Origin of the sequence: Streptomyces macrosporus, assembly GCF_039533145.1 — a bacterium.
In the GTDB taxonomy this organism is placed as follows: Bacteria; Actinomycetota; Actinomycetes; order Streptomycetales; family Streptomycetaceae; genus Streptomyces; species Streptomyces macrosporus.
Genome location: NZ_BAAASZ010000020.1, coordinates 441259 through 460908 on the forward strand (window position 1 = coordinate 441259; position 19650 = coordinate 460908).

At 72.6% G+C, this 19650-nt stretch carries 14 protein-coding genes; 8 read left to right on the forward strand and 6 right to left on the reverse strand.

All coding sequences use genetic code 11. The features are described from left to right. Positions 1–48: 48 nt before the first annotated feature. Together ABD335_RS14010 and panB are read right to left on the reverse strand one after the other, a co-directional pair. Positions 49–519, reverse strand: a complete 471-nt coding sequence (locus ABD335_RS14010; protein ID WP_344322632.1) for an Hsp20/alpha crystallin family protein — start codon at positions 517–519, stop codon at positions 49–51. 294 nt (positions 520–813) lie between these two features. After that, positions 814–1677, reverse strand: coding sequence for a 3-methyl-2-oxobutanoate hydroxymethyltransferase (gene panB / locus ABD335_RS14015; protein ID WP_344322633.1), 864 nt, complete (start codon positions 1675–1677; stop codon positions 814–816). A 225-nt stretch (positions 1678–1902) separates the two neighbouring features. Here panB and ABD335_RS14020 point away from each other — a divergent pair, with 225 nt between their 5' ends. The 4 genes from ABD335_RS14020 to ABD335_RS14035 all read left to right on the forward strand — a co-directional run bounded on the left by ABD335_RS14020 (position 1903) and on the right by ABD335_RS14035 (position 7100). Then, positions 1903–3621 carry an MFS transporter gene (locus ABD335_RS14020; RefSeq protein ID WP_344322634.1) on the forward strand — a complete coding sequence of 573 codons (1719 nt, stop codon included), beginning with the start codon at positions 1903–1905 and terminating at the stop codon, positions 3619–3621. Next, positions 3618–4256 carry a TetR/AcrR family transcriptional regulator gene (locus tag ABD335_RS14025; RefSeq protein ID WP_425583630.1) on the forward strand — a complete coding sequence of 213 codons (639 nt, stop codon included), beginning with the start codon at positions 3618–3620 and terminating at the stop codon, positions 4254–4256. Before ABD335_RS14020 ends, ABD335_RS14025 begins: the two co-directional genes overlap by 4 nt. A 295-nt stretch (positions 4257–4551) precedes the next feature. Beyond that, positions 4552–5598, forward strand: coding sequence for an endonuclease/exonuclease/phosphatase family protein (locus ABD335_RS14030; protein ID WP_344322635.1), 1047 nt, complete (start codon positions 4552–4554; stop codon positions 5596–5598). A gap of 281 nt (positions 5599–5879) precedes the next feature. Further along, the gene (locus ABD335_RS14035; protein WP_344322636.1) at positions 5880–7100 is read left to right on the forward strand and encodes an MFS transporter; all 1221 of its coding nucleotides are present in this window, start codon (positions 5880–5882) and stop codon (positions 7098–7100) included. Positions 7101–7217: 117 nt separating this feature from the next. On the opposite strand, the gene ABD335_RS14040 is transcribed toward ABD335_RS14035, so the two are convergent. Beyond that, a complete protein-coding gene (locus ABD335_RS14040) occupies positions 7218–8972 on the reverse strand; it encodes an NAD+ synthase (protein ID WP_344322637.1) in 1755 nt (584 codons plus the stop codon). A gap of 349 nt (positions 8973–9321) precedes the next feature. Here ABD335_RS14040 and ABD335_RS14045 point away from each other — a divergent pair, with 349 nt between their 5' ends. The 3 genes from ABD335_RS14045 (at position 9322) to ABD335_RS14055 (ending at position 14667) form a co-directional block, all read left to right on the forward strand. Further along, the gene (locus ABD335_RS14045) at positions 9322–9972 is read left to right on the forward strand and encodes a GNAT family N-acetyltransferase (protein ID WP_344322638.1); all 651 of its coding nucleotides are present in this window, start codon (positions 9322–9324) and stop codon (positions 9970–9972) included. Positions 9973–10097: 125 nt separating this feature from the next. Then, complete coding sequence (locus ABD335_RS14050) at positions 10098–11459, forward strand: glutamine synthetase family protein (RefSeq protein ID WP_344322640.1); 1362 nt, start codon at positions 10098–10100, stop codon at positions 11457–11459. A 160-nt stretch (positions 11460–11619) separates the two neighbouring features. Continuing rightward, positions 11620–14667, forward strand: coding sequence for a bifunctional [glutamine synthetase] adenylyltransferase/[glutamine synthetase]-adenylyl-L-tyrosine phosphorylase (locus tag ABD335_RS14055; RefSeq protein WP_344322641.1), 3048 nt, complete (start codon positions 11620–11622; stop codon positions 14665–14667). A 31-nt stretch (positions 14668–14698) separates the two neighbouring features. On the opposite strand, the gene ABD335_RS14060 is transcribed toward ABD335_RS14055, so the two are convergent. The 3 genes from ABD335_RS14060 to ABD335_RS14070 all read right to left on the reverse strand — a co-directional run bounded on the left by ABD335_RS14060 (position 14699) and on the right by ABD335_RS14070 (position 18117). Continuing rightward, on the reverse strand, positions 14699–15553 hold the full coding sequence (locus ABD335_RS14060) for a phosphatase PAP2 family protein (RefSeq protein ID WP_344322642.1): 855 nt from the start codon (positions 15551–15553) through the stop codon (positions 14699–14701). Positions 15554–15589: 36 nt separating this feature from the next. After that, the gene (locus tag ABD335_RS14065) at positions 15590–16660 is read right to left on the reverse strand and encodes a LacI family DNA-binding transcriptional regulator (RefSeq protein WP_344322643.1); all 1071 of its coding nucleotides are present in this window, start codon (positions 16658–16660) and stop codon (positions 15590–15592) included. A 122-nt stretch (positions 16661–16782) separates the two neighbouring features. Continuing rightward, positions 16783–18117: an extracellular solute-binding protein gene (locus ABD335_RS14070; RefSeq protein WP_344322644.1), complete on the reverse strand. Its 1335-nt coding sequence runs from the start codon at positions 18115–18117 to the stop codon at positions 16783–16785. A gap of 237 nt (positions 18118–18354) precedes the next feature. Between ABD335_RS14070 and ABD335_RS14075 the strand changes: the two genes are divergently transcribed. After that, complete coding sequence (locus ABD335_RS14075) at positions 18355–19632, forward strand: extracellular solute-binding protein (RefSeq protein ID WP_344322646.1); 1278 nt, start codon at positions 18355–18357, stop codon at positions 19630–19632. The last annotated feature ends 18 nt before the right edge of the window (positions 19633–19650 follow it).

A 19650-nucleotide genomic window follows, 5' to 3' on the forward strand; every position in this document is an offset into this window, starting at 1 on the left:
GCGCGAGTCCCGGCCTCCGCCGCTCCCCGCGCCCCCGTGACGGCAGGGCTACGTCTTGCCGCCGCCGCCGATCCGGATGGCGCGCCGCTTGCCCCGCGGCGACTTGGGGATGCGCACGGTGAGCACGCCGTCGGCCATCTCCGCCTCGACCCTGTCGCTGTCGATGTCGTTCGGGACGATGGTGCGGTAGGTGAAGCGGCCGGTCCGGCGGCTGAGCACCTTCCCCTGCTGCTCCTCGGAGAGTTGGCCGGTGATGTGCAGCTCGTTGGCGTCCAGTTCCACCATCACGTTGTCGCGGGGGATGCCGGGCAGTTCGGCCCGCACGATGTAGGCGTCCTCGGCTTCCTCCTCCTCGACCATGGGCACCCAGGGTCGTTCGGCGGTGGGCATCGCGCCCTGGCGGAAGAAGCGGTTCATCTCCCCCCAGAGATTCTCGAACTCGCTGATCGGGTCCCGCCAGCCCCAGCCCGGCTGGTGCCGCGTCGGGCTCGGAGCGGTCTCGCCGCGTCGTACAGGCATCCTCACCACGGTCGTCTCTCCCATCGTCGTCGTGGTCACGGAAGACGCCCCGGACCACGGGGTCGTACGGGGACGCCCTCCGCCGGTGTCGCGCCGACGCGAGTATCCGCGGAGAAGGAGGTCATACCTCGCGCAAGGCGCCCGACGGGTGGAGCGCCGGCGGGACGCCGGAGGTGCGGGCGGGACGGCGACCCGCCCGCCGACGGACGGCCGGCGGCCCGCCGACAGGGCTGGGGGAGGCTGTCGACGGGCCGCCGGTGGGTGACCGGTGGGGGAGACCGGTCGGGGGAAGGGTCAGTGGAAGGAGTGCTCCGCGGCCGGGAACGTGCCGCCGACCACGTCCTGCGCGTACTCCCTGGCCGCCTCGCCCAGCGCCTCGCGCAGCTTCGCGTACCGCTTGACGAAGCGCGGCACGCGGCCCGAGGTCAGGCCCGCCATGTCCGTCCAGACCAGGACCTGCGCGTCGCACGCGGCGCCGGCGCCGATGCCGACGGTGGGGATGTGGAGGGAGCGGGTGACCTCGGCGGCCAGCTCGGCCGGCACCAGCTCCAGGACGACCGCGAAGGCGCCCGCGTCCTGCGCGGCCTTGGCGTCGCGCAGGAGCTGCTGGGCCGCCTCCTCGCCGCGGCCCTGGACGTAGTAGCCGCCCAGCGCGTTCACCGACTGCGGGGTCAGGCCCAGGTGGGCCATCACCGGGATGCCGGACCGGACGAGCAGCTCGGTCTGGGGCAGGGACCGCTCGCCGCCCTCCAGCTTCACCGCGCCCACCCCCGCCTCCTTCACCAGACGGGTGGCGTTGCGCAGGGCCTGGACGGGCCCCTCCTGATAGGCGCCGAAGGGCAGGTCGGCGACGACCAGCGCCCGCTTGGTGCCGCGTACGACGGCGGCGGAGAGGACGGCCATCTCGTCCATGGTGACCGGGACGGTGCTGTCGTAGCCGAGGTGGCAGTTGCCCGCCGAGTCCCCGACCAGCAGGACGGGGATGCCCGCCTCGTCGAAGACGGACGCGGTCATCGCGTCGTACGCGGTGAGCATGGGCCACTTCTCGCCGCGCTCCTTGGCGGCGGCCAGGTCCCGGACGGTGATGCGTCGCTGCTGCGTCCCGCCGTACAGCGCCTTGCTCTTGCTGCCGTCGGCGGCCTGCTGGGCATGCGTCATTGCACTGGCTCCTGTTGTGTCGTCTCGAGGCGCCCTCACGGCGTCCCCGGATCACGTCCATGGTGGCATCCCCACGGGGGACGGGGAAGGGGGGCCGTCGCACCTGGCGGGTTCCGCCGAGCCGGGCGGGGAACGGGGACGGAGCCGGGAACGCCCCGCGACGCCGCCGCGAACCATGGAAACGATACGAGACGGTTCCGTATAGAAAGTCCTACTCTGGTTCCCATGACCGAAGCGAGCACCGGGACCGCGCGGACGCCGGTACCCGAGTCCGTCCACCGTCGACGCTGGGCGATCCTGGCCGCGCTGATGCTCAGCCTGCTGATCGTCGTGCTGGACAACTCGATCCTCAACGTCGCGATGAAGACCATCGCGAGCCCGGCGCCCACCGGCCTCGGCGCCACCCAGAGCCAGCTGGAGTGGGCGATCAACTCCTACACGCTCGTCTTCGCGGGCCTGCTGTTCACCTCGGGCCTGCTGGGCGACCGGTACGGGCGCAAGAAGACGCTGCTGTTCGGCCTGACCCTGTTCGGCGTGGGCTCGATACTGGCCGGCCTCTCCGACTCGCCCGGCGAACTGATCGCCTACCGCGCCCTGATGGGCGTCGGCGGCGCCTTCGTGATGCCCGGCACCCTCGCCATCCTGATGAACGTCTTCGACCGCGACGAGCAGCCCAAGGCCATCGGCCTCTGGTCGGGCGGCGTCGGTCTGGCCGTCGCCATCGGCCCGATCACCGGCGGCGTGCTCCTGGAGCACTTCTGGTGGGGCTCGGTCTTCATGGTCAACGTCCCCATCGTGATCGTCGCCCTGACCGCGATGGCGCTGCTGGTCCCCGAGTCGAAGGACCCCGCGCCGGGCCGCCTGGACCCCCTGGGCGTCCTGTTGACGGTCGTCGGGCTGGTGCTGCTGGTCTACGGCATCATCAAGGGCGGCCAGTCGGCCGACTTCACCGACCCCGAGGTGCTGCTCACCACGGGCGGCGGCCTCGTCGTCCTGATCGGCTTCGTGTTCCACGAGCGGCGCAGCGACCACCCGGCCCTCGACGTCCGGTACTTCCGCGATCCCGCTTTCTCGGCCGCCGTCGCCGCCATCGCGCTGGTCTTCTTCGCGCTGATGGGCGTGACGTTCTTCATGGTCTTCTACACCCAGAGCGTGCGCGGCTACACCCCGCTCCAGACCGGGCTGCTGATGCTTCCGCTCGCCGCCTCGCAGCTGTTCTTCTCGCCCCGGGCCCGGCTGGTCGTGGACCGCTTCGGCATCCGCGCCACGTGCACGGGCGGCATGGTGGTCATCGCCGTCACCATGGCGTCGCTCCTGCTGTTCGACGCCGACACCCCCATCTGGCTCCTGGCGGTGCTCTTCTTCTTCCAGGCCGCCGGAATGGCGCACATCATGACGCCCGCCACCGTCGCCGTCATGCAGTCGCTGCCGCGCCGGAAGGCGGGCTCCGGCTCGGCGGTCAACAACATCTTCCGGCAGGTCGGCGGCGCGCTGGGCGTCGCGCTGCTCGGCTCGCTGCTCTCCACGGCCTACCGGCGGCGGATCGACGGCGAACTGGCCGACGTGCCCGGTCTGACGGAGGGCGCGCGCCACGCGGCGGGCGAGTCCATCGAGGCCACCCTGGCCGTGGCGGACCGGCTGGGCCCGGCGGGCCGCGCCCTGGCCGAACGGGCCGACGAGGCGTTCGTCCACGCCATGCACGTCACGGTCCTCGGCTCCGCCGCCATCGCCCTGCTCGGCGCGATCGTTGTCGCGCTCTTCCTCCCCGGCAAGGAGCGGGCACCGGAGTCGGAGCAGTCGGACGGCGGGGGCGCCACGGCGAGTGCGGAGAGCGAGGACGCCGCGGAGAACGCGGACGCCGTGGAGAACGTGGACGCGGCGGAGAGCGCGGACGGTACGGAGGGGGCGCGCCGGGAACGGGACTCCGTGGAGGCGGAACGGTGACCGGAACGGAGATCGGGAACACGGGCCCGGAGCCGGCGGCGGGCGGGACGCGCGCCGCCCGCGGCCGGCCGCGCAGCGCCGCCGCGGACCGGGCGATCGTCGAGGCCGTGCTGCGGCTGATGGAGCGGGGGGTCGGCGTCGACGCGCTGTCCATGGAGGGCATAGCCCGCGAGGCGGGCGTCGGCAAGGCGACCGTCTACCGCCGCTGGCCCGGCAAGGACGTCCTGCTCCTCGACGTCATGCGCACCCTGGACGAGCCCCCGGCCGAGGTGCGCGGCGAGTCCGTGCGCGACGATCTGGTGGAGTTCCTGGAGCGGCTGCGGCAACGGGGCCTGGCCAAACGGAACTCAGCGCTCCTGCGCGCCATGGTGAGCCACTTCCACAGCCACCCGTGGCTGTGGCGGGAGTACCACGACACCGTGATCCGCGCCCGGCGCGAACTGCTCCACTCGGTGCTGCGGCGCGGCATGGCCCGCGGCGAGATCCGGGCCGACCTGGACGTGGAACTGCTCGGCGAGCTGTTCGTCGGGCCGATGCTGTCGCGGGCGATGCTGCGCGAGGGGGCGGAACTGCCCGAGGGACTGGCGGAGCGGATCGTGGACTGCGTGCTGGAGGGCGCCCGTCCGCGGGAGTGACCCGAGGGCGGGAACGACCCGCGGGCGGCCGGTCCGGTCCGGGCGGCCGGTGCCGCCGAGGCCCGTGTTTCCCGTGGTGCCCGTGGTGCATGACGCTGGAATGTGCGCGTTTCGTTACAGTGGCCGGGTGCCGTCGGGGGTCAGGAACCCGCCGCCCCACCGCGTTCGTCCTGGCAGACGTACCGGCGTGCGGGCCGCCCAACGCGGACCGGCACGCCTCGTAGGGCAAGACCGGCCGCCGCCCGGAACGCCGGGCCGGACGGCGGGCCGTGATGATGGCAAGTGAGGACGGCGGATGGCACGGGCGTACACGACGGAGGCGGACACGGGGTCGCGGCAGGACGGGACGGACCGACGGCCCGGTGCCGGAACCACCGCCGCCGGCCGGTTCCGGCACGCGATCGCCCGCCTGGGCGGTGAGGGCAGGTGGCGGCGCGGCTGGATCATCGCGCTGCTCGCCGTGGTGCTCGCCCTGGTGATGGCCCTGCACGCGCACGTGCCCAATCGGGTCGGCAACCTGGGCAGCCTGCTGGAGACCTTCCTGCCGTGGGTGGGACTGGCGATCCCGGTGCTGCTCCTCGCCGCCCTGCTGCGCCGCTCGGCCACCGCGCTCGTCGCGGTGCTGCTGCCCGTGCTGGTCTGGGTCGACATGTTCGGCGGCCTGATCACCGACAAGCGGGGCAGCGGCGGCGACCTGACGGTCGTCACCCACAACGTCAACGCCGACAACCCCGATCCCGCCGGTACGGCACGGCAGTTGGCGGAGTCCGGCGCCGAGGTGGTGGCGTTGCAGGAGCTGCCGGGCCGCTCGGTGGCGGAGTACGAGGAGGCGCTGAAGGGCGCCTACCCCCACCACACCGTGCAGGGCACGGTCGGCCTGTGGAGCAAGTACCCGATCGGCGACGCCCGGCCGGTGGACATCGGGATCGGCTGGACCCGGGCGATGCGGGCCACCGTGACCACCCCGGGGGGCGACGTCGCCTTCTACGGCGCGCACCTGCCGTCGGTGCGGGTGAAGTTCGAGGCCGGGTTCACCGCCCGGCAGCGCGATGTGGCCGCCGACCTGCTGGGCGAGGCCATCGTGCGGGAACCGATCGACAAGGTCGTGCTGCTGGGCGACCTCAACGGGACGATGAACGACCGGGCGCTGGCGTCCGTCACCTCCCAGATGCGCTCCACGCAGGGCGCGGCGGGCGCCGGCTTCGGCTTCAGCTGGCCGGCGTCGTTCCCGATGACCCGGATCGACCAGATCATGGTCAAGGGCGTCGAGCCGGTGTCGTCGTGGACGCTGCCACCGACCGGGAGCGACCACCTGCCGCTGGCGGCGTCGGTGAGCTGGTAGCGGTCGAGCAGGCGGTGGCCGAGCCGGCGGTGGTCGAGCCGAGCGGCGAGTGAACGCTTGACGGACGGCCCGCCCTTCGGGGCGGGCCGTCCTGTGATTTCCTTGGGATTTCGCGTTGTGCCGTTGCTTTCGATGCTTGTAGCACGGCTGTCACCTTTTTGTTTTGTGTAGGAACAAAGAGCCTGCGAGACTGGAAGCCGTTCGGAGCACACGGACTCCGTCCTTCCGCACACCCACCCCCTCGCATCCCCTTGCACCTCTTCGCATCGAAAGGCTCCTTCATGCCCCTGGCCCTGCTCGCACTGGCAGTCGCGGCCTTCGGTATCGGCACGACCGAGTTCGTGATGATGGGGCTGCTGCCCAACGTCGCGGACGACCTGGGCGTCTCCGTGCCCTCCGCCGGCCACCTCGTCTCCGCCTACGCCATCGGCGTCGTCATCGGCGCCCCGCTCCTGGCGGCCGTCGGCGTCCGCGTCCCCCGCCGGCGGATGCTGGTCGCGCTGATGGGCCTGTTCACCCTCGGCAATCTCGCCTCGGCCCTCGCGCCCGGCTACGGCACGCTGCTGGCGGGCCGGGTGCTGGCCGGACTGCCGCACGGCGCGTTCTTCGGCGTCGGCGCGGTCGTCGCCGCCCGCCTGGTGCGGGAGGGACGGCAGGCGCGGGCCGTGGCCACGATGTTCCTCGGCCTGACCGTGGCCAACATCGTCGGCGTTCCCCTCGGCACGGCCCTCGGACAGCAGCTGGGCTGGCGCGCCACGTTCCTGGTCGTCACCGTGATCGGGCTGATCGCGATGGGCGCGCTGGCCACGCTGGTGCCCCACCTGCCGCTGGAGCGGCGGGACGGCGGTGCGGGCCGTGAACTGCGCCGCGAGATACGGGCGCTGGGGGACCGGCAGGTGCTGCTCGGGCTGCTCACCGCCGTCTTCGGCTTCGCGGGCGTCTTCGCCCTCTACAGCTACCTCGCCTCGATGGTCACCGAGGTCACCGGCCTCGCGGAGTCGTCGGTGACGGTCGTGCTGGCGCTGTTCGGCGTGGGGATGACGCTGGGGGCGCTGGCCGCGGGCCCGCTGACCGACCGGGCGCTGCGGCCCACGCTGTACGGCGCGCTGGGGGCGCTGGCGCTCGTGCTGGTGACCTTCCGCTTCACGGTGCACGTGCCGTGGGCGGCGCTGGCCACCGTGGTGGTGATCGGAGCGGTGGGGTTCATGACCACCACGCCGCTGCAGATGCTGGTGATGGAGAAGGCCCGCCACGCCCCCACGCTCGCCGCGGCCTCCAACCACTCGGCGTTCAACCTGGCGAACGCGGGCGGCGCCTGGGCCGGCGGCACGGCCATCGCGGCGGGCTGGGGCTGGACGTCCCCGACGCTGGTGGGCGCGGCGCTGGCGGTGACGGGCCTGGTGATCGCGGCGGTGGCGGGAGCGCTGGACCGCGGCGAGGTGCGCCGGTCCCGAGTGGTCGCCCGCGGGGCGGGCGCCCGGGACGGGGTCGGTGTCGGCTGAGGCCGGGGCCGGCCCGGGCGGGCCGCGCACGACGGCGTCCGCCGCCGCGGACGGCGCCGGATGCGACGACGGCGGGCACCCCCGGGTGGGGTGCCCGCCGTCGTGCGGGGGCCGGCGTCAGCCGGTCTCGCGCCAGCGGTTGGTGATCGGCAGGCGCCGGTCCTTGCCGAAGCCCTTGGCCGAGATCTTCGTGCCCGGCGGGTACTGCCGCCGCTTGTACTCGGCGGTGTCCGTCATCCGCAGGACCCGGGTGACGGTCTCCTCGTCGAAGCCCTGGGCGATGATCTCCGCACGCCCCATGTCCCGGTCCACGTACAGCTCCAGGATGCGGTCCAGCACGTCGTAGTCGGGCAGGGAGTCGGCGTCCACCTGGCCGGGGCGGAGTTCGGCGCTCGGCGGCTTGGTGATGGAGTTCTCCGGGATGGGCGGGGTCTCGCCGCGTTCGACGGCGGCCTTGTTCCGCCAGCGGGCGAGGCCGAAGACGGTCGTCTTGTAGACGTCCTTGATCGGGCCGTACGCGCCCACCGAGTCGCCGTAGAGCGTGGAGTAGCCGCAGGCCAGCTCGGACTTGTTGCCCGGCGCGAGCACGATGTGGCCCTCCTGGTTGGAGATGGCCATCAGCAGCGTGCCGCGCAGCCGGGCCTGGAGGTTCTCCTCGGCGAGCCCGGTGAGGCGCAGCGAGTCCATGTAGGCGTCGAACATCGGGCCGATCGGCACGGTCCGGAAGTTGAGGCCGGTGCGCCGGGCCAGGTCCGCGGCGTCGTCCTTGGAGTGCTCCGAGGAGTAGCGCGAGGGCATGGAGACGCCGTACACGTTCTCCGGACCGATCGCGTCACAGGCGATCGCCGCCACGAGGGAGGAGTCGATGCCGCCGGAGAGGCCGATGAGCACCGAGCGGAAACCGTTCTTCCGGACGTACGCGCGCAGGCCGGTGACGAGGGCGGTGTAGATCTCCTCCTCGTCGTCCATGCGGGGGGCCTCCGCGCCGGTGACCTGCGGCTCGTAGGCGGGCAGCGGGTCGGCGGAGAGGACGCGGTGGTCGATCCGCAGGCCGTCGGTGACGTTCCCGGACGGCGGCTCGGGCGCGGCGGCGGGCAGGTCGAGGTCGAGGACGACGCAGCCCTCCTCGAACTGCGGCGCCCGCGCGATCACCTCGCCGTCGGCGGAGACGACGATCGAGTCGCCGTCGAAGACCAGATCGTCCTGCGCGCCCACCATCGCCAGGTAGGCCGTGGTGCAGCCCGCCTCGCGCGCCCGGCGACGCACCAGCTCCAGGCGGGTGTCGTCCTTGTTCCGCTCGTAGGGGGAGGCGTTGATGGACAGCAGCAGTCCCGCCCCGGCGGCGCGGGTCGCGGGGACGCGCCCGCCGTCCTGCCAGAGGTCCTCGCAGATCGCCAGCGCCACGTCCACCCCGTGCACCCGGATGACGGGCAGCGTCTCGCCGGGGACGAAGTAGCGGAACTCGTCGAAGACCCCGTAGTTGGGAAGGTGGTGCTTGGCGTACGTCAGCACGACCTCGCCGCGGTGCAGCACGGCCCCCGCGTTCCGCGGGGCGCCGGCGGGCTGGCCGTAGCGGGGCTGGGCCTCCTCCGCCCGGTCGAGGTAGCCGACGACCACGGGGACGTCGCCCAGGCCCTCGTCCGCCAGACGGCCGGCCAGGGCGGTGAGGGCGGCCCGGCTGGCGTGGACGAAGGACGGCCGCAGGGCCAGGTCCTCGACGGGGTAGCCGGTGAGCATCATCTCGGGGAACGCCACGAGGTGCGCCCCCTGCTCGGCCGAGTGCCGCGTCCAGCGGAGGACCGCGTCCGCGTTCCCGGCGAGGTCGCCGACGGTGGAGTCGATCTGGTTCAGGGCGAGTCGTAGCTGAGGCACACGGTCAGTCTAATCGTCTGATTGACGCGATACCGGGAGGCGGCGGATCGCCCTTCCGCGGAGCCGTGTTCGTCCCGTTCGGGCGAGCGCCTCGGAACGGGGCACGGCGCGCGGCACCGCCCTGCGGTGACGGCCTCGACAGCCGGCCGTCTGCGCCGTCGCCGGCAGCCCGGTCCGCGTCGTCGCCGACCGCCGCGACCGGCGCGTCCCCGTGTCCACCGCTCCCGAGCACGGGGGGCGCCGGGCGCTCGGGCCCCGAGGCGCGGCGGCGGGGTACGGCAACTCGGTTGTCGGGCACGGGCGGCGCCATCAGACTGGGAGCGCTCTCATTCGACGGAGGGGGAAGCCCGTGAGCACGAAGGACGCGCAGGACGAGAACGCCGGGCCGGTCGTCCGGCCCTACCGGCCCGAGGACCGGGACGCGGTGTACGACGTGTGCGTGCGCACCGCCGACGCCGGCGGGGACGCGCGGGGGATCTACCGGGACCCCGATCTGATGGGCGACCTCTTCGCCGGCCCGTACGTCCACCTCGCGCCGCACCTGGCCTTCGTCCTGGACGACGGCGAGAGGGCGGTGGGGTACGCGATCGGCACCGCCGACACCGCCGCCTTCGCCGAGGCGTTCCGCCGCGAGTGGCTGCCCCGCGTCGCCGACCGGTACCCGCGGGCGGAGGTGCCGCGGACCCCGGACGACCACATGATCGAACTGCTCCACACCCCGGAACGGATGGTGGTGCCGGAGATCGCCGACCATCCGGCGCACCTCCACATCGACATCCTCCCCGAGCACCAGCGGGCCGGGCACGGAAGACGGCTGATCCACACGCTCCTCACCGCCCTGCGCCGGGACGGGGCCCCTCGCGTCCACCTGGCGATGCTGACGGCGAACACCGGCGCCCGCCGCTTCTACGACCGCCTCGGCTTCCACGAGTTGACGGTGCCCGACCCCGGTCCGCTCACCTATCTGGGAAGGTCCACGGAGATCGCGCACGCCCGGTGACGAGTGCCGTCCCGGCGGGGCAGCGTAATGTGGCGGTAACCCCTCACCGTGATACTTGGTGAGCCAGCCACCCCCTCCCCGGGCGGTGCGGGGAAGGGCCGTCTGACCAGCGAGGATGGGTGACCATGGACAAGCAGCAGGAATTCGTGCTCAGGACGCTCGAAGAGCGCGACATCCGGTTCGTCCGGCTGTGGTTCACCGACGTTCTGGGCTTCCTGAAGTCCGTCGCCGTCGCGCCCGCCGAACTCGAGCAGGCATTCGAGGAGGGGATGGGCTTCGACGGCTCCGCGATCGAGGGCTTCGCCCGGGTCTACGAGTCCGACATGCTCGCCAAGCCCGACCCCGGAACCTTCCAGATCCTCCCCTGGCGCGCCGAGGCCCCCGGGACCGCGCGGATGTTCTGCGACATCCTGATGCCGGACGGCTCCCCGTCCTTCGCGGACCCGCGCTACGTCCTCAAGCGCGCCCTGAACAAGGCGTCCGACCTCGGCTTCACCTTCTACACCCACCCCGAGATCGAGTTCTTCCTGCTGAAGGACAAGCCGGTGGACGGCTCCCGGCCGACCCCGGCCGACTCCTCGGGCTACTTCGACCACACCCCGCAGCACGTCGGCCAGGACTTCCGCCGCCAGGCGATCACCATGCTGGAGTCGATGGGCATCTCGGTGGAGTTCTCCCACCACGAGGGCGCCCCCGGCCAGCAGGAGATCGACCTGCGGTACGCCGACGCGCTCTCCACGGCCGACAACATCATGACCTTCCGCCAGGTCATGAAGCAGGTCGCGCTGGAGCAGGGGGTGCAGGCGACGTTCATGCCCAAGCCGTTCTCCGAGCACCCCGGCTCCGGCATGCACACCCACCTGTCCCTCTTCGAGGGCGACCGCAACGCCTTCCACGAGTCCGGCGCCGAGTACCAGCTCTCCAAGGTCGGCCGCTCCTTCATCGCCGGGCTGCTGAAGTACGCCGCGGAGATCTCCGCCGTCACCAACCAGTGGGTCAACTCCTACAAGCGCATCTGGGGCGGCACCAACCGCACCGCGGGCGCCGGCGGCGAGGCCCCCTCGTACATCTGCTGGGGGCACAACAACCGCTCCGCGCTCATCCGCGTGCCGATGTACAAGCCGGGCAAGACCGGCTCCACGCGCATCGAGGTGCGCTCGCTGGACTCCGGCGCCAACCCCTACCTGGCCTACGCGGTGCTGCTCGCCGCCGGCCTCAAGGGCGTCGAGGAGGGCTACGAACTCCCGGCCGGGGCCGAGGACGACGTGTGGGCGCTGTCGGACGCCGAGCGCCGCGCGATGGGCATCGAGCCGCTGCCGCAGAACCTGGGCGAGGCGATCTCGCTGATGGAGCGGAGCGAACTGGTCGCCGAGACCCTGGGCGAGCACGTCTTCGACTTCTTCCTGCGCAACAAGAAGCAGGAGTGGGAGGAGTACCGCTCGGAGGTCACCGCCTTCGAGCTGCGCAAGAACCTGCCGGTGCTGTAGGCGCGGGGCGGCGCCGCGCGGCGGGACGGGGCCGGAAGGAGCACCGCCCGGAGACCACCGCGGCCGGACCGCGCGAGAACCCGCCGGTGCCGCGACGGTCCGGACACGGGCGGCCGGTACCCTGCGAGACGGGACCGACGCGGCGAGAGGACGACACACGGTGGCGCAGGGCGGTCGGCGGGACAGCCGGTTCGGACGCTTCGTACGGCGCGGGTTCACCGATCCGGAGGCGGCCGGCCGGTTCCTGGACGCGCCCGCCCTCGGCCGGGTGCGGGACGACGCGGTCCTGCTGGACGCGCTCGGCGCCACCGCCGACCCCGACCTGGCGCTGCGGTCCTTCGTCCGGCTGGTGGAGGCCCAGCCGGACGAGGGCGAACGCCAGGCCCTGCTCGGCACCGTGCTGGCCGCCAAGCCGCTGCGCGACCGGCTGCTGGGCGTGCTCGGCGCCTCCGAGGCGCTCGGCGACCACCTCGCGCGGCACCCGGGCGACTGGCACGTCCTCCAGGAGTACGAGACCGGCGACCTGCACCCGGGCATAGAGGAGTTCGAGGCCGCACTCGCCCCCGCCGGCGACCCCGACGAGCTGCGCGTCGCCTACCGCCGCGCCCTGCTGGCCATCGCCGCCCGCGACATCTGCGGCACCACCACCGTCGACGAGACCGCGGCCGAGCTGGCCGACCTGGCCACCGCCACCCTGCGCGCCGCCCTGGCGATGGCCGAGCGCGAGGCGCCCGAGGACGCGGCGCTGTGCCGGCTGGCGGTGATCGGGATGGGCAAGTGCGGCGGCCACGAGCTGAACTACGTCTCGGACGTGGACGTCGTCTTCGTCGCCGAGCCGACCGGCGGCTCGGGCGACGGGGACGGGGAGGAGACCAAGGCCCTGCGGGCCGCGACCCGGCTGGCCTCCCGCCTGATGCGGATCTGCTCCGACAACACGGTCGAGGGCACCATCTGGCCGGTGGACGCCAACCTGCGGCCGGAGGGGCGCAACGGCCCGCTGGTGCGCACCCTCGGCAGCCACCTGGCGTACTACCAGCGCTGGGCCAAGACGTGGGAGTTCCAGGCCCTGCTCAAGGCCCGTCCGGTGGCCGGGGACGCGGCGCTGGGCCGTCGGTACCGCGACGCCGTCGCCCCCCTGGTGTGGCAGGCGGCCGAGCGGGAGAACTTCGTCGCCGACGTCCAGCAGATGCGCCGCCGCGTGGTGGCCAACATCCCCGCCTCCCAGGTCGACCGCGAACTCAAGCTCGGCCCCGGGGGCCTGCGCGACGTGGAGTTCGCCGTCCAGCTCCTCCAACTCGTCCACGGGCGCAGCGACACCACCCTGCGCAGCCCCAGCACCCTGCCGGCGCTCGACGCCCTCGCCGCCGGCGGGTACGTCGGACGCCAGGACGCCGCCTCGCTGGGCGAGGCGTACCGGTTCCTGCGCACCCTGGAGCACCGCATCCAGCTCCACCGGCTGCGCCGCACCCACCTGATGCCCCAGAGCGAGGACGAACTGCGCCGCCTGGGGCGGTCCCTGGGGTTCCGGCAGGAGCCCGTGGTCGAGCTGACCCGCGCCTGGAAGCGGCACGCCGCGGTGGTGCGGCGGCTGCACGAGAAGCTCTTCTACCGGCCGCTGCTGGACGCCGTCGCCCAGCTCGCTCCCGGCGAGATCCGGCTGTCGACCGACGCGGCCCGGCAGCGGCTGGAGGCCCTGGGCTACGCCGACCCGGCCGCCGCCCTGCGCCACCTGGAGGCGTTGACGTCCGGGGTCAGCCGCAAGGCCGCCATCCAGCGCACCCTGCTGCCGGTGCTGCTGGGCTGGTTCGCCGACTCCGCCGACCCGGACGCCGGGCTGCTGGGCTTCCGCAAGGTCTCCGACGCGCTCGGCCAGACGCCCTGGTACCTGCGGCTGCTGCGGGACGAGGGGGCCGCCGCGGAGAACCTGGCCCGGGTGCTGTCCGCCGGACGCCTCGCCCCCGACCTGCTGCTGCGCGCGCCCGAGGCCGTCGCCCTGCTCGGCGACCCGGAGGGGCTCAGGCCGCGCGGCCGGCAGGCGCTGACCCAGGAGGTGCTGGCCGCCGTCGGACGTGCCGAGGGACCCGAGCAGGCCGTCACGGCGGCCCGCGGGGTGCGGCGCCGGGAGATGTTCCGCACGGCCGCGGCCGACATCGTGGGCGCGTACAAGGTGGGCAGCGCCGAGGCGGGGGCCCGGGCCGCCGCCGGCAGCGGGGTCGCCGACCGGGGCGACGGGGCCGCCGCGGCGGTGGACCGGGTGGGCGAGGCCCTGTCCGACCTCAACGCCGCGACGATCGCCGGAGCCCTGCGGGCCGCCGTGAGCGGCCGGTGGGGCGACACCCTGCCCACCCGGTTCGCCGTCATCGGCATGGGCCGCTTCGGCGGCCACGAGCTGAACTACGGCTCCGACGCGGACGTCCTCTTCGTCCACGAGCCGCGCGAGGGCGCGGACGAGCGGGAGGCGAGCGAGGCCGCCTTCGCGGTGGCCAACGAGATGCGCCGCCTGCTCCAGCTCCCCAGCAGCGACCCGCCGCTGATCGTCGACGCCGACCTGCGGCCGGAGGGCAGGAGCGGCCCCCTGGTGCGGTCCCTGGCCTCCTACACGGCCTACTACCGCCGCTGGGCGCTGGTGTGGGAGCGGCAGGCGCTGCTGCGGGCCGAGCCGGTGGCGGGCGACGAGGAGCTGGGGCGCCGCTTCGTCGAGCTGATCGACCCCCTGCGCTACCCCGAGGGCGGCCTGGGGGAGGACGAGGTGCGGGAGATCCGCCGCCTCAAGGCCCGGATGGAGACCGAGCGGCTGCCGCGCGGCGCCGACCGCACCACCCACACCAAGCTCGGCCGGGGCGGGCTGTCGGACGTCGAGTGGACCGTCCAGCTGATGCAGCTCTGCCACGGCGCGGAGGAGCCCGGACTGCGCACCACCCGCACCCGCCGGGCCCTGGCCGCCGCGCGGGACGCCGGGCTGATCGGCGACGAGGACGCCCGGACGCTGGACGAGGCGTGGGTGCTGGCCACCCGGGTGCGCAACGCCGTGATGCTGGTGCGCGGCCGGCCCGGCGACACCTTCCCCTCCGAGCCGCGCGAGCTGGCCGCGGTCGCCCGCCACCTCGGCTGCGAACCGGGGCACGTGGGGGAGATGCTGGAGGACTACCGCCGCACCACGCGCCGGGCGCGGGCCGTGGTGGACCGGCTGTTCTACGGGGACGACTGAGGCGGGACGCCCGCCGGGCGTCCCGCGCGGGCTAGGGTGTGGCGGGCACCAGTCGGGGCATGCGGTGGACCGGCTCGCCGTACCACAGGTAGGAGACGGCGAAGCCTATGCCCAGGCAGACCACCCCGCCCACCGCGTCCAGCCAGAAGTGGTTGGCGGTGCAGACGATGACCAGCAGGGTGGCCGAGGGGTAGAGCCAGCCGAGGATCTTCAGCCACAGCGGGGTCGCCAGGAGGGCGATGATGATGCCGCACCACACCGACCAGCCGATGTGCATCGAGGGCATGGCCGCGTACTGGTTGGAGACGTGGGCCATGTTGCCCGAGGCCATCGAGCCCCAGGTGTCGTGGACCTTCACGGTGTCGATGAAGTGCACGCCCTCCATCAGCCGCGGCGGGGCCAGGGGGAAGAGGTAGTAGCCGAACAGGGCGATGGCCGTGGTGGCGAACAGCACCGTGCGGGTGGCGGCGTAGCGGCCCGGGTGTCTGCGGTAGAGCCAGACGAGGACCCCCATGGTCACGATGAAGTGCAGCGTCGCGTAGTAGTAGTTCATCGTCACGATGAGCCAGGTGACGCCGTTCGCCGCGTGGTTGAGGGTCTGCTCGACGGCGATGCCGAGGGCGCGTTCGAACTCCCACAGCCACTCGGCGTTCCGCATGGCCTGTGCCTCCTGCTCGGGCACGGCGTTGCGGATCATGGAGTACGTCCAGTAGCTGACCGCGATCAGCAGGATCTCGAACCAGAGCCGGGGTCTGCGGGGGGCGCGGACGCGGCGGACGACGGTACGGCGCGGTGCCGGGACACGATTGTCTTCCCTGTGTTCACCTGCCGGAGCGACCGCGGTCACCCGGTCTTCTTCTGTCGTCCTCACGATCGGAGCCCCCATGGGGCGACAGTCTGCCAGAACCCGGCTCCCGTCCGATCATCCCCCGGTTCGGTCCTGGCCGCCCCGGGTCCTCCTCGCGGCGGATGTCCGGCCCTGGGGTGCGGAGGCGGTGGAGCCGCGGACGACCAGCTCCGGGAGGAAGACGAACTCGCTGTGCGGTGCGGGGGTACCACCGATCTCCTCCAGCAGCGCCCGTACGGCCGCCTGTCCCATCGCGGTGACCGGTTGCCGGATGGTGGTCAGGGGCGGGTCGGTGAAGGCGATCAGCGGGGAGTCGTCGAAGCCGATCACCGAGACGTCGTCGGGCACCGCCAGACCGCGCTGCCGGGCCGCCCGGATCGCGCCGAGCGCCATCATGTCGCTGGCGCAGACCACGGCCGTGCAGCCCCGGTCGATCAGGGCCCCGGCGGCGGCCTGGCCGCCCTCCAGGGTGTAGAGCGAGTGCTGGACCAGCTCCTCGGCCTCGCTCCGCGCCATCCCCAGCTGTTCCTGGAGGCTGTCCAGGAAGCCCTCCGTCTTGCGCTGGACGGGGACGAACCGGGCCGGCCCCAGGGCCAGTCCGATCCGCTCGTGCCCGAGCGAGACCAGGTGCGTGACGGCCAGGCGCATCGCCGCGCGGTCGTCCGGGGAGACGAAGGGCGCCCGGACCCGGGGGGAGAAGCCGTTGATCATCACGAACGGCACGCCCTTGCCGCGCAACTGCTCGTAGCGCTGCATGTCGGCGGTGGTGTCGGCGTGCAGCCCGGAGACGAAGATGATCCCCGCCACGCCCCGGTCCACCAGCATCTCGGTCAACTCGTCCTCGGTCGAGCCCCCGGGGGTCTGGGTGGCCAGGACGGGTGTGTAGCCCTGGCGGGTCAGCGCCTGTCCGATGACCTGGGCGAAAGCCGGGAAGATCGGGTTCTCCAGCTCCGGCGTGATCAGCCCGACCAGACCCGCGCTGCGCTGACGCAGCCGTACCGGCCGCTCGTACCCCAGCAGGTCGAGAGCGGCGAGGACGGACTCGCGGGTGGCCGGGGAAACGCCCGGTTTGCCGTTGAGGACGCGGCTGACCGTCGCTTCGCTGACCCCCGCCTGGGCTGCGATGTCAGCTAGCCGTGCGGTCACAGAAGTGGACTGTACCTGCCGTGTGTCGGACTGCCCACCGTACCCGGGAGTTTGCCGGAATCCTTGCGGTACGACCGCCGGATCCCGCCGGCCGACCGGGGCGGGCGGCGGGACGGGCGGGGTCAGCGCACGATCTCGTAGCCGGGCAGCAGGTCGGTCCGCCACTTCTCGGCCGTGCGGGTCAGGCCCTGGCGGGGCGTCTCCTCGCCGCGCAGGATGGCCGTGTAGTGGGGCTGGAGGACGCCGAGGAGGTCGCCGCCCTCGGGGATGGCCGGCCGGGCGACGGCCTTGGTCAGCGCCCGGTAGAAGGAGTCGCGGACGGGGTCGGAGAGCACCTTCCCGCTGTAGGCGGCGGTGCGGGTCGGCAGCAGCCCCAGGGCGAGGGCGGTGCGCTCCTGCTGCTTGGCGGACGTCATGTACCCCACGAAGAGGCAGGCGGCGTCGAGGGCGTCGGACTCCGCGGAGACCACGAGGTTGTGGCCGCCGATCGGGCCGCCCGCGGTGCCGGTGGAGCCGGCCGGGACGGTGGCGATGCCCAGGTTCCCGCGCTCCTCGAACTCCTCGCTCGCGAAGAGGTCGGCGGTCGCCCAGGGGCCGTTGATCATCATGGCCGCCTCGCCGGCGCGGAAGGCGCTCTGCATCGCGCCGTACGCGTCCTTCGCCGGGGGCTTGGGGGCGGCGCCGGAGGCGACCAGGTCGGCGGCGGTGGAGATGCCGCGGACCGAGGCGGAGTCGGCGACGGTGATCCTCCGGGAGGCGACGTCGACCAGGTCGCTCCCCTCGCCGTAGAGGAAGGGCAGGGCGTAGAAGGGATCGGGGTTGAGGACGACGCCCTCGACGCCGGTGCGCTCCTCGATCCGCAGGGCGGTGTCCTTCAGCTCCTTCCACGTGGCGGGGGGACGGGTGATCCCCGCCTCCTCGAAGATCCGCCGGTTGTAGAGGAGGGCGAGGGTGTCGGTCACCTGGGGGACGCCGTACACGCCGCCGTCCTCGTAGGTCACGCTCTCGGTCACGCTCGGCAGGAAGTCGGAGGTGCCGCCCTCCAGGGCGGGGGTGCCGGTGAGGTCGGCGAGGTGGCCGGCGGCCATGAAGCCGGCCGTCCAGCCGACGTCCGCGCGCAGCACGTCGGGGACGCCCTCGCCGGACTCCACGGCGTCGAGGTACTTCCGCTGCGCCTGGTCGAAGGGCACGTGGACGTAGTCGACGTCGATCGTGGGGTGCTTCTTCTCGAACTCGGCGACGAGCTTCCTGAAGTGGGGGGACTCGGCCTCGCCGGAGGTGTCCCACCAGGTGACGGTGCCGGAGACCGTGGAGTCGTCGCCGGAGCCGCCGACGATCCCGCAGGCGGTGGCCGTGAGCGTCAGGCAGACGGCGGCCACCGCGACGCGGCGCAGACGTCCGCGCGGGCGACGCGCACCGCCGAATCCGGACGCCTCGTGTCGTATGCGACTTTCCATACCCCACTACCCGTCTTTCTGCAATCGGGGGATTCGTTGGAACGCGGAGGAAGGTAGCAGCGACGCAACTTCTTGCGGAAGGCGTTGCAGACTCGTTTGCAGAAAGTTGCCGCAAGGTCTTTCTAAAAGATTGCGGCGCTGTTACGTTCCTCGTCAGCCCGGAGCCGCGACCACGCGGCCCGCGCGGAGTACGCCCGTGCCCCCGCGAGACGGGCACTTGATCACGGAGGAGTTCACATGCGGCGTGGCATAGGGACCACCGCACTGGTCGCGGCTCTCGCGCTGGCGGCCACCGCCTGCGGCGGCAGTGACAGCGGCGACGACGGCAAGAAGGGCTCCGGCGAGCTCTCGGGCACCGTCGAGTTCTGGGACACGTCGGGGGACGCGGAGAAGGGCTTCTTCAAGAAGGTCGCGGAGGAGTTCGAGAAGGAGCACCCGAAGGTCGACGTCAAGTACGTCAACGTGCCCTTCGGCGAGGCGAGCAACAAGTTCAAGAACGCCGCGGGCGGCGGCTCCGGCGCCCCCGACGTGATCCGCACCGAGGTCGCCTGGGTGGCGGACTTCGCCAACCTCGGCTACCTGGCCCCGCTGGACGACACCGTCGCCGTCGAGGGCAAGGACGACTTCCTGAAGCAGGCCTGGGGCAGCACCCAGTTCGAGGGCAAGACCTACGGCGTGCCGCAGGTCATCGACACCCTGGCGCTCTTCTACAACAAGGAGCTGCTGGAGAAGGCCGGCGTCGAGGTCCCGAAGTCCTTCGAGGACATCGAGAACTCCACCGAGAAGTTCGAGAAGGAGGGCGTCACCCCGTTCTACATGCGCGGTGACGACCCCTACTGGGTCCTGCCCTTCCTCTACGGCGAGGGCGGCGACATGCTCGACGCCGACGCCAAGAAGATCACCATCGACGACCCGGCCGGCGTGAAGGCGTTCGAGACGATCCAGAGCCTGGTGGACTCCAAGGCCGCGATCACGGACGTCACCGACGGCTGGGAGAACATGCAGAAGTCCTTCAAGGACGGCAAGGTCGCGATGATGCTCAACGGCCCGTGGGCCATCGGGGACACCCTCGCGGGCGAGCAGTTCAAGGGCAAGGAGGACAACCTCGGCGTCGCCGCCGTCCCGGCCGGCAGCGCGGGCCAGGGCGCCCCGCAGGGCGGCCACAACCTCTCGGTCTACGCGGGCTCGGACAACCTGGACGCCTCCTACGAGTTCGTGAAGTACATGACCTCCGCCGAGGTCCAGAAGCGCACCACCGAGGAGCTGAGCCTGCTGCCGACCCGCACCTCGGTGTACGAGGAGCAGACCGTCAAGGACAACCAGATGGTCCAGTTCTTCAAGCCCGCCGTGGACAAGGCCGTCGAGCGTCCGTGGATCGCCCAGGGCAACTCCCTCTTCGAGCCCCTGCGCGTCCAGCTCGCCGACGTGGTGAGCGGCAAGACCGAGCCGAAGGACGCGGCGAAGAAGGCCGGCGAGGAGTACGCCAAGCTCCTCAAGGACGAGAACTACAAGTAGGCCAGGAGCCCGACAGGA